The organism is Rouxiella chamberiensis (genome assembly GCF_026967475.1).
In the GTDB taxonomy this organism is placed as follows: domain Bacteria; phylum Pseudomonadota; class Gammaproteobacteria; order Enterobacterales; family Enterobacteriaceae; genus Rouxiella; species Rouxiella chamberiensis.
In genome coordinates this window covers 1,453,578-1,467,110 of record NZ_CP114058.1, presented here as the reverse complement: position 1 = coordinate 1,467,110, position 13,533 = coordinate 1,453,578, and the positions used below count along the sequence as shown (strand labels likewise).

Below are 13,533 nucleotides of genomic sequence, written 5' to 3'. Positions count from 1 at the left end.
TGCCTATCTAGAAAATAACCAGCAAATTCATAAAGATAAATCGACACTCACACATCTATCCAAAGAATGCGACACAACTTTCCGTATCTGTGTTGCAAATCGCAACACCTTCTTCTTTATGGCGCTACAATATTGAAACACTTTGGTTACATTTCTGAGGTTGTTATGCGCGATAGGCTGTGGGCGGCCGGTGTTCCACTTGAGACGTTGAATCCACTGTTAAATGACTCCTGGTCACGCAGTGCGCTTTATGGACTCGACAGATTTAGCCGTGATTTTTCCCCTCTTCGTCAAAACGAACTGGCCGACGTACTGGCAAGTAATGCCGCCTTGCAGCAGTTTGCCCAGCCCGCCGTCAATATGCTTGCCGAGAAAATTGCCGATAAACAGTCGGTTGTGATTCTTTCCGATGCAGAAGGCATGGTGTTAAATACCTGCGGGGATATGCAGGCTTTGCAAAAAGCCCAGCGCTTTGCCCTCGCACCGGGAAATTTATGGAGCGAGTCTGGCCGAGGCACCAATGCTATCGGTACGGCACTCGCCATTGACGACGGCTGCGAAATACGAGGTCAGCAACATTTTCTTGATAGTAATCAGGGGCTTTATTGCGCGGCCATGCCGTTACAGTCGCCCGATGGACACATCGCGGGCGTACTGGATATATCTGGTCCTGCCCATTTCCCTCATCCAGACACTTTTGCCTGGGTTAAGCACGCAGCCAAGCAGATTGAATATTTATGGATGAAAGAGAGTTTACACCCCGATCAATGGGTGATGAATCTGCATCCACAGGTCAATGGACTGGATAAAATTGATGAACTCCTGTTGATTTTCGCCGATAACATGCTGGTGTCGGCCAATCGTGCCGCCATGCGACTTCTCGACATCACCGCCGATCAGTTTGGACAGACCACCTTCCAGCACCTCTTTCCGCTTAGTGAACAGGTTGAAAATGCCGTGCCGCACCCGCTTTATACGCGGCGACAGCAGTGTCTCTTTTATCGATTACGCGCCCCCAAAAAATCGCTCTTTGCCGTATCTGCCCCCTCTTCTCCTGCGTGTGCTGCGCTGGGCAATGAGGCCGAGAAAATGTGCAAGCTACTTGATGCCGGTATTTCACTCGGCATCAATGGCGAAACGGGCTGCGGTAAAGAGTATGTGAGTCGCGCTCTACACCGGCAAAGTCGCTGGCGCAAAGGCCGGTTTGTGGCTATCAACTGTGCGGCCATTCCGGAATCCCTGATCGAATCCGAACTCTTTGGCTATGAATCGGGTGCCTTTACCGGGGCCAGCAAGAAAGGTTATATCGGCAAAATCCGCGAAGCGGATGGCGGCGTGCTGTTTCTTGACGAGATAGGCGATATGCCCCTGGCGCTGCAAACCCGTTTGCTGCGTGTCTTGCAGGAAAAGGAAGTGGCTCCCCTTGGGTCCAGCCAAAGTTGGCCAGTCAACTTTGCGGTGATCAGTGCAACGCATCATAATCTCGAACAACTGGTTGCCGAAGGTCGCTTCCGTGAAGATCTGCTCTATCGACTTCAGGAGTTTTCACTCCGTATTCCTCCCTTGCGCGAATGGCCGGCACTCGCCACCTTTATTAATCAGCAGTGGCAGGAATTGGGCGGCCAAAAACGCAACATTACGTTAAGCCCCCTGCTCATTGATGCGCTCGTTACCCACCGTTGGCCGGGCAATGTACGACAGCTACGCAGCTTGCTAAAAGTCTTGCTGGCGCTGGCCGATGACAATGAGCAGATTGAAATAGATAAGCTTCCCCTGCAATATCGTGCTCCCATTCCCGAGCCTGCACCGGGATTGCAGCAACATGATGAACGACTGATTGCCGAAACACTGAAGCGGTTCAAGGGAAATATCAGTAAAACGGCGCAGGCACTGGGGATTGCGCGCAGCACGCTCTATCGCCGAGCTGCGCGTGTCAGAGGATAAAACGGGAATTAAACCTGATGTATTTCCGCAATGTATCCGCCCGGAACTGCACAATCGCCGAGTGTTGTACTTCGGCCGCGCTGCTGCGCCAAAGGATTTTCGCACCCGATGAAAGCGCGTTATCCAGCGTAATGCGCAGGTCTTTCACGGCATAACCCGTTTTTTCAAGGCCGAAAGGATAAGGCAGATGCCCATCGGTCACAAAAATCTGCGTTTTACCAAAGGTAGAATCCAGTTCGACCTCCCTCACCTTTGCAGTCTGGCATAGATAGGCCGCCTCATTTTCGCGATCGCTGACGACGTGCCCCTTGGAGAAAATGAGGAAGCTTTTAATAAAAGCATCGACGCGATAACGGGAAATATACACCCTGTTTTCCGGCACGGTGGTGAGCGGCGTATATTTCGGAGCGGCAGTATGCCAATAAAGTTGGGTATTGATACCGCCGGGCCACTGAATTACCGCGTCGCGGCCAATCGGGTCAGGAAAAGGCTCGACCAGCACATCAGCCCCGGCCTGTTTAGCCTGCGCAATCGCGGCATCCATATCCTTGACTAGAAATCCGTTGCGCTCCGCTCCAAAGGGATAAGGGATAGGTGTTGCGAAATCGAAGACCGAAAAGCCGCCCACCGGCGTCAGAATCAACTGTGACAAGGTCTGACTCGGTGTCGGGGTAACATCAACGCTGACACGCTTAGTCACTATTCCACCGAATGTTTTTAGAATACTGGCGACGAAGGCATCCATCTTTCCGGGCTGGACATAAACATGGGTGGTGTCATATTGCGGGCCGACGGCCACGCTTGAGTCATCAGCCCACGAAATAACAGGTGAGCTCATCAGCAAGGCAGAAAAAACAGCTAACAGCGAGGGACGGAGATTTTCACTTTTCATTTTGCAGATCCTTGTAGAATAAATAAGGTGATTACCCGACTGCGACCTTATTTATCCTATAGGAACGCGTTTAATATGATATTTCATATTTTCTAACAACAAGCGCAATAAATTTATATAACCTCTACCGGCCGAAGATATTTTCGCGCGCGGTAGAGGTTCTTGTTTATTACTGGCCGTTGGCCGCAGTAACGCGCCAAACGGTATTACCTGCGTCATCGGCAATCAGCAAGCCGCCCTGTTTGTCCATCGCCAGACCCACAGGTAAACCACGCACCTCTTTCTGGTCGTCAGTCAGGAAGCCAGTGACCACAGGTTTAGGCTGTCCGACCGGTTTCCCGTTCTGGAACGCGACATAGACCACCTGGTAACCATTGAGCGGCTTACGGTTCCAGCTTCCGTGTTCACTGATAAATGCCCCGCCGCGATACTCGGCAGGAAGATTGCTTCCGGTATAAAACAGCAGTCCCAGCGGCGCGACGTGCGAGCTGAGGGCGTAATCCGGCTTGATGGCTTTCTCAACCAGATCTGGCCGCTGTGGTCTTACACGTTCATCGACATGTTGACCAAAGTAGCTGTAGGGCCAGCCATAGAAGCCGTGTTCCTGCACTGAAGTCATGTAATCCGGCACCAGGTCGGCACCAATTTCATCGCGTTCATTCACAATTGCCCAAAGCTTGCCGCTTTGTGGTTCCCACTGTAAACCGGTCGGATTGCGCAGACCGCTGGCGTATATGCGACTAGCCCCTGTCGCGACGTCGACTTCCAGCACATCGGCGCGACGATACTCTGCCCCAATCCCGTTTTCCGTAATGTTACTGTTTGACCCTACGCCAACGTACAGCTTGCTGCCATCGGGGCTGGCCAGGAGCGATTTGGTCCAATGGTGATTGATAGGACCGCCCGGCAAGTCGGCCAGCTCGGTACCCGGATCGGTGATTTTGGTCTCACCGGATTGATAGTGGTAGCGCATCAACCCGTCGGCATTGGCGACATACAGTTGGTCACCAATAAGTTGCACGCCAAACGGGGAATGCAGGTTTTCAAGGAAGATGTGCTTCTCCCAGGTTTTACCGTCACCACTGACATTTCTCAACAGGGTAATGCGGTTACCGCCTGCGCCGCCTTTCCCGGACGCTTTTTGCACCAGGCCCATGATGAGTTCCTTGGGTTTACTGGTCACGCCCGGCGGACTGTTGGCCTCGACCACCAGAATGTCGCCATTCGGCAATACAGTCAGTTGGCGCGGATGCATAAAGCCGTCGGCGACCTTCTCAATCTTCAGACCTTCCGCCACTTTAGGCGTTTCACCATTTTTCCACGGCGTGCCGCTTGGAACCTGCATCGGCGGCAACAGGAAGTTTTGCGCGGCAGGCAGTTGCGGGTCGCTGCCCGTTTGTTTCTCGGGCGAAATCTTGGCGGCGTTATCGCAACCCGCCAGAAGCAGCGGCAGAGTCAGTGCCAATGCGGAGATTGCATAATATTTTTTCATCCCGGCTTCTCCTTAAGCAGTGCGATCGCGCAAGGCGAGTTGCAGATTGGCAATCAACAGCAAAACCACCACGACAGTGGACAAAATCACGCCGGTCGGCACGACGGCAAAAGCATCGCGGCTATGAATAAAGGCATTGAAGATTGAAAGAATAATTGCCAGCAGGCTCAACCAGAAATGGACTTTATACGGCGAATTTTGCGCAAATGACGTACCTACCCACACCTGCACCAGATTGATGATGCGCGGAATAATGGCAATCACCAGCCCCAGCACAATCAGCCAGCTTGCGGCCTGTGTCCAGGCTATTTCGGTGCTGTAAATATAGATAATGTCGAATATCCAGGCGGCGGTAAAAAAACCAATGGGCAGCGGATCAAGCAACGCTACAATGCCCACGGCAAGAGAGGAATTTCTGGGAGATCTCAGGGACGTCATTCACAAGCTCCTTATGAAACGGAAAAAAATGGCCACTGCCATCGAGTGCCCAAACGATACTTGTAAAATTTTAGTTAATTTTATGGGTTTATGTGGCGGGAGGTGACAGAAAGTGAATATTTAATCGGCGATGGCCCGTTGCTCGTTGCGTTTTACTTAAAAAGCATTACTCCTTAGGATTAATCCTAAGGAGGTTGTTCATGTCTTTGAGTTCACGCGCTTTACTGATTACTGCCCTTTTCATGCCCTGCTTTATGACACCCTCGACCTTCGCCAAAGGTCATTCTCCCTCGGACGATGAGGTGAAACAGGCGATTATCGATGAGTCGATTGCGTCTTATCCCGGTACCTGTGCCTGTCCTTTTAATCAGGCAAGGAATGGCAGTCACTGCGGGGGAAGAAGTGCATGGAGCCGTGCGGGAGGATATTCGCCTCTTTGTTATAAAAAAGAAGTCACAGGCGATATGGTCAAAGATTGGCGGGAGTCTCATCACGGATAAGACCCCCTTTTGAGGATTTATCGCACCTGCTTCTCGACATATTCCAATGCGGCGCGTAACGAGATGTCGTCTGGATTATTCGGCAGCAGGTGAATAGATTCTCCGGCTTTCAAGGTGCGCGCAATCAGACGTTGAATGTGCTCGTCGTTGTGGATATCCACTTGCAGCGCCGCCAGACTGACCGGCAGGTCCAGCCGCTGATACAGCGCAATCAGCTGGTCGACCACGTCAAACTGTTTCAGCAAGGCGTTTTGCACCAGGATGCCGTAGGCCACCTTGGTACCATGCAGGAAAGCCTCGGTTTGCGGCAGCGCCGTCAGCCCGTTATGCACGGAATGCGCCGCGGCGATACGGGTATAGCGGTTCGCCAAGTCCGCCCACCAGCCCGCCGCCCGCAATGATGGCATCAATGATATTGATCAGGGGTTTGGTCAACTGCCCCTCTGCTTGAGCCTGTAGCGCCGCTTCGCTTTCGTTAAGCAGCACGTCACGAATAGTCAGCGCGGTATTGAGGCCCAACTGCGCGGTCAAGGGTACGGCGGTCGGTTCGGGTGACAGGACGACGGCTTCGTACCACTTCGCCAGCGTATCGCCGATGCCTGCCAGTAAATAGGCTTTGGGAGCCTGCTGAATGATGCGTGGCTCGACGACCACCAGATGATTGGCATCGTCGAAGATTTCATAATGCAGCGCCGTGCCTTCGTCGCTATACCACACGGAAAGCGGCGTCCACGCGGCGCAGGTCGCGGCAATCGTTGGAATGGCGATGACATTCAGGCCAAGACGGCGTGCCACGACCTTCGCGGTATCCAGCACTGCCCCGCCACCAATGCCGATCACAACCTGACGATCGGTGCCGCCCATGTCCACCAGCCGCTGCACTTCCGTCTCGCTACAGTGCGCCTTGAACAAGGCATGTCGGGCTTTGGGATGACTAAATTCGTCAGGCAGAAAATCTTTGGCCGCCGCGAGTGCGCGCTCGCCGAAAATCCATAACGCATTTTGCAGTTGCTCGGCGGAATAGAAATCCCTGATACGTTCAATGGCACCCGGGAAAGAAAAGTAGTTTGCGGGGCCAGTCACCACGCGAATGTGGGTATCGCTCATGCTCGAACCTTTTATTTATTCATTATTAATCGACAGCGTTAATCCTACATCTAGCCGTCCAGATGGATAATAACGTTTTTGCATAAGCATATTCTCGAGGGCGGCCGCAACGGTACTTAACAACCGCCCTGCGCATAATTTCAGAAGGAGTCTTGCCCGTTGAATCTATGACGGCCAGTGCGAACCGCGAATAATCGAGCAGAAATTGCCCTTGTCGAAATCGGGTTGCTTATCGGCAATCACGTCGGCCTTCACATTACCAAAGGTTGTTTGCGGTTTATCTTTAATACCCTCGTAGAAGGCATTAATAATGTCCTCTTTGAAATGTGGCGTTCTTGGATGCGCACCGAGCACCCTTTCGCGATCCTCCACGCGATACCCTTCATAGTTGATGCCCAGCACATCCATCTCAACGCCCGCCGTCAGAAGCGCAATGACCGGATCCATAAACTCGGGAATACCCGGCGTCGTATGCAGCGCAATGGCAGTCCACACTTTGTCGATATCGGCCTGACTGATTTGATGCTGACGCAAAAAGTCGCGTGCGGCGTTGGCGCCATCCACTTCAAAACGTTTGTCACAACTGCAATGATCTCGCGTGAGTCCCATGTCGTGGAACATACAGCCGATATAAAGCAGCTCGCTCTCTACCACCAGCCCGCGTTGCTGACCAGCCATTGCGGCCCAGTAATAGACGCGGCTCGAATGATTGAACAGCAGTTCCGATTCCGTATCCCGCACCAGTTCCGTTGCCTGTTTCGCCATAGTGCTGTCAGGAATACGAATTCCGTTAATCGTGAATGTCATGATTTATTTCCCGTTGAGTGAAGTAAGGTCTGAAATCACGATAAGGCCAAGACACAATGTCTTCAATGGTAGTAATATGACGATATAAGACATCTCGACGTACTCGGCCATAGGAAAGAGCAAATGTTAAAAATCGTGCAGATTCTGGCGATCCCGGGCGTGCAACTGCTGGACGTGTCAGGCCCGCTGGATGTGTTTGCCGAGGTTAATCAGCAGTTGGGGCGCAAGATTTATCAACTCGAGGTTATTGCGCTTGATGACTTGCAGGTCGTGACCTCATCAGGTATTTCCCTTCTGGCCGAAACGCGGCTTTGCGACACGCCTTCGCAAAAGCCCGACACCTTTCTGATTGCCGGTGCGCCCGATATATCGCGTTTCAAGCCTGACAGTGCAGAACTTGACGCGATAAAACAGCGGGCAATGATGAGTCGGCGTTATGGGTCCGTTTGTACCGGCGCCATGTTGCTGGCCGAAACGGGCTTGCTGGAAGGACATCGCATTACCACGCACTGGTCGATTGCCGAGACATTAAGCCAGAAGTATCCCGGAATTCAGGTCGATGCCGACGCCATTTATATCGCCGAAGGCCCTTTGCGCACGGCAGCGGGGGTGACGTCAGGGCTTGATCTTGCGTTGAGGATGGTAGAGGAAGATATGGGCCGCGAGGTAGCGTTGAACGTCGCGGCGCAGCTGGTGATGTTCTTTAAACGCCCCGGCGGACAGATGCAGTTTAGCCGCGCCGGAAAAAGCTCGATTGGCGGCCGTAGTGCGTTGCAGGATGTGCAGCGCTGGGTTATCGGCACCCTTCAGGATACGCACTCGGTGCAAACGATGGCGAATCATATGGGCGTCAGCACACGGCATTTAACGCGGTTGTTTACCCATGAAATGTCGCAGACGCCGAGTGAATGGCTCGAGCAGGCGCGGGTAAATCATGCGCGTCATCTGCTGGAGTCTTCCTTGCTCTCACCCAAGCAGATTGCCGCGCAGTGCGGCTACAGGAGTATCGATATTTTGCGGCGAGCCTTTATTCGACAGCTTAATGTCAGTCCTGCGCAGTACAGGCAACGCTTCAAAGGGGATGTCAAGACACCTGATGACGGCGAAAACAGTCGGGACGATGAGTGTTGATAATGCCGGTCGCCTCCATCCAGGCATAGACAATAACGGGGCCGACAAAACTGAACCCGCGTTTTTTGAGCGCTTTGGCAATCTTTTCAGACAGCGGGCTGTGCGTGGGAACTGGACCCAGATGCTGTATGGGTTTGCCGTCGACCTGATTCCAAATCCATTGTGCAAAATCCTCGCCGTTTGCCTGCATGGCCAGATAAGCGCGCGCATTATTGATAACGGCCCTGATTTTGGTCGGGGAACGGATTATCTCGGCGTTTGCCAACAGACGCTCGACATCCTGGTCGGTAAATTGCGCGACCTTTTCGGGGTCGAATCCGCAGAAACGCCTGTCGTAATGCCTCGCGTTTCTTGAGGATGGTGCGCCACGACAACCCCGCCTGAAAACCGTCGAGCATCAGTTTTTCCCATAGGGCGCGGCTGTCATGAACAGGAACACCCCATTCGTGGTCATGATAATGCTGCATAAGGGGGTCGTTATCCCCCCAGCAGCGGACTAAATCGGTCACGGAAAGCTCCATAAACTGTGGCAAAACATCCCGTTAGCATAGCGTAATAAAGCGATATCAGGTGCGTTGATAGGCTGCAATAACCTCCCCGGCAATGGCGACGGCAATTTCTGCGGGCAATTTGCCTTTGACATCGGGCAACCCCACCGGACAGCGCATTTTCCTCAAACAGGCTTCACTGATTCCTTTTCCCGCCAGTCGGTAATCGAATCTTTTACGCTTGGTTTCGGAACCGATTAACCCGAAATAGCGAAAATCGTTGCGCCTGAGGATTTTCTCGCTGAGTGCCAAATCCAGCTGATGGTCATGGGTCAGCACAATAAAGTAACTGTCGGCAGGCATCTGCTGCACGGTGGCTTCAGGTTCTTCGTCGATAACACAGGTTATCTGGGGATCGACATGGGCCGGAAATTCGCTGGCCCGAGCATCGACCCACGTAATGCGACACGGCAATGTGGCGAGAATGGCGACCAGCGCCCGCCCCACATGCCCTGCGCCATAAACCACCACCTGCGGCTGTGATTGACATAGCGGCTCAAACAGCACGGTAGCGACACCGCCGCAGCATTGGCCTAACCGCGCCCCCAGATTAAAACGCTCAAGACGGCTTTGTGCGTGGTGTTGCTCGAGCATTTCACGTGCAATGGCTATTGCCTGAAATTCGAGGTTCCCGCCGCCAAGAGTAAAATATTGCCCGGCAGCGGTGACCAGCATCTTGCAGCCACTGTTTCTCGGCGTTGAACCCTGATGCTCGACCAACGTTATCATGACGCAAGACTCTCTACGTTCCTGCAATTGATTGAGCTGAGTTATCCAGTCATCGGTACGCATCACGCCTCCTCGCTATTTGCCTGCCACTTCAGGGGTCAAGCCGACATTTTCCGTGACGTTGTCACCTTGCTGCATGCTTTCCTGCAGCTGCATGACACCCAGCAAGACGCGCTCGGGGGTGGCAGGCGCGTCCAGCTGAATATGACGCTGATAATGTCCTACGCTCGCGACGGCATCCTTAATCGCACACCAGACAGAAATCCCGAGCATAAAGGGCGGTTCGCCCACGGCTTTGGAATGAAACACGGTATCTTCGGGATTCTTGCGGTTTTCAACCAATTTGACGCGCAGGTCCTGCGGCACATCGGCAATGGCCGGTATTTTATAGCTGGCCGGACCGCTGGTTTCCAGACGCCCTTTTCCACTCCACACCAACTCTTCACAAGTGAGCCAGCCCATGCCTTGCACGAAGCCGCCTTCGACCTGCCCGATATCGATAGCCGGATTCAGCGAGTCACCGACGTCATGCAGTATATCGGCACGCAGCAATTTATACTCACCGGTCAATGTGTCTATCAACACCTCGGAACAGGCCGCGCCGTAAGAGAAATAATAGAACGGATGGCCCGCTGCCCTGGAACGGTCGTAGAAGATTTTGGGCGTTTTGTAGAAACCCGTGCTCGACAGCGAAACCTGATTCAGCCACGCCTGCGTCACTACCTGCTGGAACGTGAAATATTGCTCCGCGACGCGCACCTGACCATTGCTGAATTCGATGTCTGATTCCTGCGCTTCATAGTTGCGCATCAACATCTCGACCAGTCGACCTTTGATTATCTCGGCGGCATTCTGCGCCGCCTTCCCGTTCAGATCCGCCCCCGAGGACGCGGCAGTCGGCGAAGTGTTCGGCACTTTACCGGTATCGGTCGCGGTTATCTGAATTTGCGACAGCGGCACCTGAAAGACTTCGGCCACGACCTGCGCCACCTTGGTATTCAGCCCCTGACCCATTTCGGTGCCGCCGTGATTCAGCTGAATGCTGCCATCGGTGTAGACGAGGACCAGCGCCCCCGCCTGATTCAGAAAGCTGGCGGTAAAGGAGATGCCGAATTTCACCGGGGTCAGCGCCAATCCTTTCTTCAAATACGGGCTGTGCCGGTTAAACTGCGTCACCGCCTCGCGCCGCGCCGCGTATTGTGCACTCAGCTCAAGCTCGGCCGTCATCTCCTGCAACAGATTTTGCTCAACCAGCTGATAATAGTGGGTGACGTTGCGGTCCTCCTTGCCGTAATAGTTGGTTTTACGCACTTCAAGCGGGTCGCGGCCCAGTTCACGGGCAATGTGGTCGATGATATGTTCTATCGCAACCATGCCTTGCGGGCCGCCGAATCCTCGATACGCCGTATTGGAGGCAATATGGGTTTTGCAGCGATAACCGGTAATGATCGCGTCGCCAAGATAATAGGCGTTGTCGGCATGGAACATCGCGCGGTCGATGATAGACCCCGACAGATCCAGCGAATATCCGCAGTTACCCGCCAATTTTATGTCTATGCCGTGGATCTGGCCGTTGTCCGTGAATCCCACGTCATAACGAATATAAAACGGATGACGTTTTCCGGTGATCATCATGTCGTCCTGACGCGACAGACGCATTTTCACCGGTCTGCCGGTAAGGTGCGCCGCCAATGCCGCCAGACAGGCCGTGCCTGCCGCCTGCGTCTCTTTTCCGCCGAAGCCGCCGCCCATACGGCGCATATCGACCACGACCTTATGCATTGGCAGACCCAGCACAGAGGCCACCAATTTCTGCACCTCCGTTGGATGCTGCGTAGAGCTATACACCAGCATTGCGCCGTCTTCGCCGGGCATCACCGAGGCGATTTGCGTCTCGAGATAAAAGTGTTCCTGACCGCCGATTTCCAGCTCGCCCTGCAGGCGATGTGGCGCGCTCGCGAGCGCCGAGGCTGCGTCACCGCGTTGGTGGACGTGCGGCGCTTCGACCCAGAATTCCTGTTCCAGTGCCTGCTTCACGCTCAATACCGCCGGCAGTTCGCGGTATTCGATAACCGCCGCCGAAGCGGCCGCCCGTGCCGCGGCCTCGCTGTCTGCCGCAACCACCAGCAGCACCTGTCCGTAATACTCGATACAATCCTTTGCCAGCAGCGGATCGCCCTGGGTTAGCGGCGCAATGTCCAGCTCGCCCGGCACATCGTCGGCGGTGATGACGCGCACCACACCGGGTATGGCGAAACAGGGTTCAATATCAATGCGCACAATCTCGGCGTGGGCGACTTCACTCAGTCGCGGCACCAGATGCAGCTGATTCGGAAACTCGAGCCGATCGTCGATATAGACCGCCTCGCCGCTGACGTGCTTGTCGGCGCTTTCATGTTTCATGCTCTTGCCGACGCCGCTGTTCAAACCGGCGCGGAACAGGTCTGCGAGCGTTTCCTGTGAAGGGACTACGGGGGATTTAGACATACTGGGTCACCCTCATCATGGTATCGGTCGAGGTGGTTTCAATCAGGCAACGGCGCAGCAGATTTTTCGCCACCTGCATACGGTATTCGCGGCTCGCACGAAAATCGCTGATGGGCTGATAATCCTGCGCCAGAGCGAGACAAGCCCGTTCAACCGTGGTGGATTGCCACGGCTGACCCAGCAACAGTTGCTCGCAGTGGTAGGCACGCTGGGCGATCGCCGCCATACCGCCGAACGCCAGGCTCGCCTGTGTGACGATGCCGTCGATGATTTCCAGATTAAAAGCACCGCAGACGGCCGAGATGTCATCGTCGAGCCGTTTCGACACCTTATAGATTTTCAGCGTTCTGTGCGGGTTGGCCGCGATGCGTGGAATCAGAATGTGCGAGATAAATTCGCCGGGCTGCAACGCCGTTTGTCGATAACCCAGATAAAACTGCGCCAGCGGCAAGATTCGCTCGACATCCCCGCAGCGTAGACGCAGCGAAGCGCCTAGGGCCAGAAACACGGGGCCGCTGTCGCCGATAGGCGAGGCGTTGGCAATATTGCCGCCAAAGGTGCCTTGATTGCGAATTTGCTGCGAGGCAAAACGCTCAAGCAAGGCGCCGAAATCCGGGAATTCATGTTCAAGCAGCGGCAGGCAGTCACTCAAGGTAGCGGCTGCGCCCAGAATAATCGTATCGTCAGTCACCTCGAGGGTTTTAAGCTCGGGGATCGCGCCCATGGCAATCAATTGAGTGAGACGCCGATGACGCTGCGTCACCTCCAGCGCCAGGTCGGTACCGCCAGCGACCAGTTTAGCTTCCGGATTGGCCTGATACGCCGTAGCCAGTGCGTCAAGCGTGGTCGGAATTACGCTGCCGTCATCGGCATAGCGTTCGGATTGCCCTGCAACGGGCGCGATGGCCTGGAGTCGTTGCAGCGTAGTCTGTTCGGCGCGGTCAAACTGATCGACAACCGGCGTGGCGCAGGCGGCAAGCGCAGCTTCCACAATAGGACGATAACCGGTGCAGCGACAGAGGTTTCCGGAGAGCGCCTGCAAAACCTGTTCACGTTGAGCGGCACGTTTTACCGCCGAATGATTTTTTTGCAGGGCAAAGACAGACATCACGAAACCGGGCGTACAGAAGCCGCACTGCGAGGCATGGTTGTCGACCATCGCCTGTTGAACGCTATGCAGTTGTCCCTGATGTTTGAGGTCTTCGACGGTGATGAGCTGTTTGCCCTGCAATGCAGAAACAAAGGTCAGACAGGCATTGATGGGCGTATAGCGCAGCGTGTCGCCCTGCGGCTCGGCGAGAACCACCGTACAGGCCCCGCAATCGCCGGACGCACACCCTTCCTTGGTGCCGCAGCGGCCCGCGTTGCGGCGCAGATACTGCAACACGGTGGTATCGGGTGGCAGTGCTGTTTCCTGTTGCAGTCGGTCATTCAAAAGAAATTGGATCATAAGAGTTC

General features: G+C 54.4%; 10 protein-coding genes and 2 pseudogenes. 3 read left to right on the top strand and 9 right to left on the bottom strand.

All coding sequences use genetic code 11. The features are described 5' to 3' along the window. The first annotated feature begins 165 nt into the window (after positions 1-165). The gene (locus O1V66_RS06915; protein ID WP_045048212.1) at positions 166-1,944 is read left to right on the top strand and encodes a sigma-54-dependent Fis family transcriptional regulator; all 1,779 of its coding nucleotides are present in this window, start codon (positions 166-168) and stop codon (positions 1,942-1,944) included. Here the strand turns inward: O1V66_RS06915 and O1V66_RS06910 are convergent. The 3 genes from O1V66_RS06910 to O1V66_RS06900 form a co-directional block, all read right to left on the bottom strand. Continuing rightward, the gene (locus O1V66_RS06910; protein WP_269128223.1) at positions 1,934-2,836 is read right to left on the bottom strand and encodes a VOC family protein; all 903 of its coding nucleotides are present in this window, start codon (positions 2,834-2,836) and stop codon (positions 1,934-1,936) included. The two genes, O1V66_RS06915 and O1V66_RS06910, sit on opposite strands and share 11 nt — an antisense overlap. A 169-nt stretch (positions 2,837-3,005) precedes the next feature. Further along, positions 3,006-4,328, bottom strand: a complete 1,323-nt coding sequence (locus O1V66_RS06905) for a PQQ-dependent sugar dehydrogenase (protein ID WP_045047875.1) — start codon at positions 4,326-4,328, stop codon at positions 3,006-3,008. Between the two features lie 12 nt (positions 4,329-4,340). Further along, positions 4,341-4,766 carry a DUF2231 domain-containing protein gene (locus tag O1V66_RS06900; protein ID WP_045047876.1) on the bottom strand — a complete coding sequence of 142 codons (426 nt, stop codon included), beginning with the start codon at positions 4,764-4,766 and terminating at the stop codon, positions 4,341-4,343. A 242-nt stretch (positions 4,767-5,008) separates the two neighbouring features. Here O1V66_RS06900 and O1V66_RS06895 point away from each other — a divergent pair, with 242 nt between their 5' ends. After that, positions 5,009-5,266, top strand: a complete 258-nt coding sequence (locus O1V66_RS06895; protein ID WP_241481417.1) for a hypothetical protein — start codon at positions 5,009-5,011, stop codon at positions 5,264-5,266. A 17-nt stretch (positions 5,267-5,283) separates the two neighbouring features. Here the strand turns inward: O1V66_RS06895 and O1V66_RS06890 are convergent. Together O1V66_RS06890 and O1V66_RS06885 are read right to left on the bottom strand one after the other, a co-directional pair. Beyond that, positions 5,284-6,373: pseudogene (locus tag O1V66_RS06890) on the bottom strand (oxidoreductase). A 165-nt stretch (positions 6,374-6,538) separates the two neighbouring features. Further along, a complete protein-coding gene (locus O1V66_RS06885; RefSeq protein WP_045047879.1) occupies positions 6,539-7,180 on the bottom strand; it encodes an HD domain-containing protein in 642 nt (213 codons plus the stop codon). Positions 7,181-7,303: 123 nt separating this feature from the next. On the opposite strand from O1V66_RS06885, the gene O1V66_RS06880 reads away from it, so the two are divergent. Next, positions 7,304-8,311 carry a GlxA family transcriptional regulator gene (locus O1V66_RS06880; RefSeq protein ID WP_045047880.1) on the top strand — a complete coding sequence of 336 codons (1,008 nt, stop codon included), beginning with the start codon at positions 7,304-7,306 and terminating at the stop codon, positions 8,309-8,311. Here the strand turns inward: O1V66_RS06880 and O1V66_RS06875 are convergent. The 4 genes and pseudogenes from O1V66_RS06875 to xdhA form a co-directional block, all read right to left on the bottom strand. Continuing rightward, positions 8,265-8,820 (bottom strand): annotated as a pseudogene (locus O1V66_RS06875) (DNA-3-methyladenine glycosylase I). The gene O1V66_RS06880 and the pseudogene O1V66_RS06875 overlap by 47 nt on opposite strands. 57 nt (positions 8,821-8,877) lie before the next feature. After that, positions 8,878-9,651, bottom strand: coding sequence for a xanthine dehydrogenase accessory protein XdhC (gene xdhC / locus O1V66_RS06870; RefSeq protein WP_045047882.1), 774 nt, complete (start codon positions 9,649-9,651; stop codon positions 8,878-8,880). A gap of 12 nt (positions 9,652-9,663) precedes the next feature. Next, positions 9,664-12,075 (bottom strand): xanthine dehydrogenase molybdopterin binding subunit, encoded by a 2,412-nt coding sequence (gene xdhB / locus O1V66_RS06865; protein ID WP_045047883.1) that lies wholly within the window; start codon positions 12,073-12,075, stop codon positions 9,664-9,666. Continuing rightward, positions 12,068-13,525 (bottom strand): xanthine dehydrogenase small subunit, encoded by a 1,458-nt coding sequence (gene xdhA, locus O1V66_RS06860; RefSeq protein ID WP_045047884.1) that lies wholly within the window; start codon positions 13,523-13,525, stop codon positions 12,068-12,070. Before xdhA ends, xdhB begins: the two co-directional genes overlap by 8 nt. Positions 13,526-13,533: the final 8 nt, after the last annotated feature.

Excerpts from the sequence above, each read along its gene's own strand:
- O1V66_RS06915 (WP_045048212.1), top strand. The coding sequence starts at position 166 with ATGCGCGATAGGCTGTGGGCGGCCGGTGTTCCACTTGAGACGTTGAAT.
- O1V66_RS06910 (WP_269128223.1), bottom strand. The coding sequence starts at position 2,836 with ATGAAAAGTGAAAATCTCCGTCCCTCGCTGTTAGCTGTTTTTTCTGCC.
- O1V66_RS06905 (WP_045047875.1), bottom strand. The coding sequence starts at position 4,328 with ATGAAAAAATATTATGCAATCTCCGCATTGGCACTGACTCTGCCGCTG.
- O1V66_RS06900 (WP_045047876.1), bottom strand. The coding sequence starts at position 4,766 with ATGACGTCCCTGAGATCTCCCAGAAATTCCTCTCTTGCCGTGGGCATT.
- O1V66_RS06895 (WP_241481417.1), top strand. The coding sequence starts at position 5,009 with ATGCCCTGCTTTATGACACCCTCGACCTTCGCCAAAGGTCATTCTCCC.
- O1V66_RS06885 (WP_045047879.1), bottom strand. The coding sequence starts at position 7,180 with ATGACATTCACGATTAACGGAATTCGTATTCCTGACAGCACTATGGCG.
- O1V66_RS06880 (WP_045047880.1), top strand. The coding sequence starts at position 7,304 with ATGTTAAAAATCGTGCAGATTCTGGCGATCCCGGGCGTGCAACTGCTG.
- xdhC (WP_045047882.1), bottom strand. The coding sequence starts at position 9,651 with ATGCGTACCGATGACTGGATAACTCAGCTCAATCAATTGCAGGAACGT.
- xdhB (WP_045047883.1), bottom strand. The coding sequence starts at position 12,075 with ATGTCTAAATCCCCCGTAGTCCCTTCACAGGAAACGCTCGCAGACCTG.
- xdhA (WP_045047884.1), bottom strand. The coding sequence starts at position 13,525 with ATGATCCAATTTCTTTTGAATGACCGACTGCAACAGGAAACAGCACTG.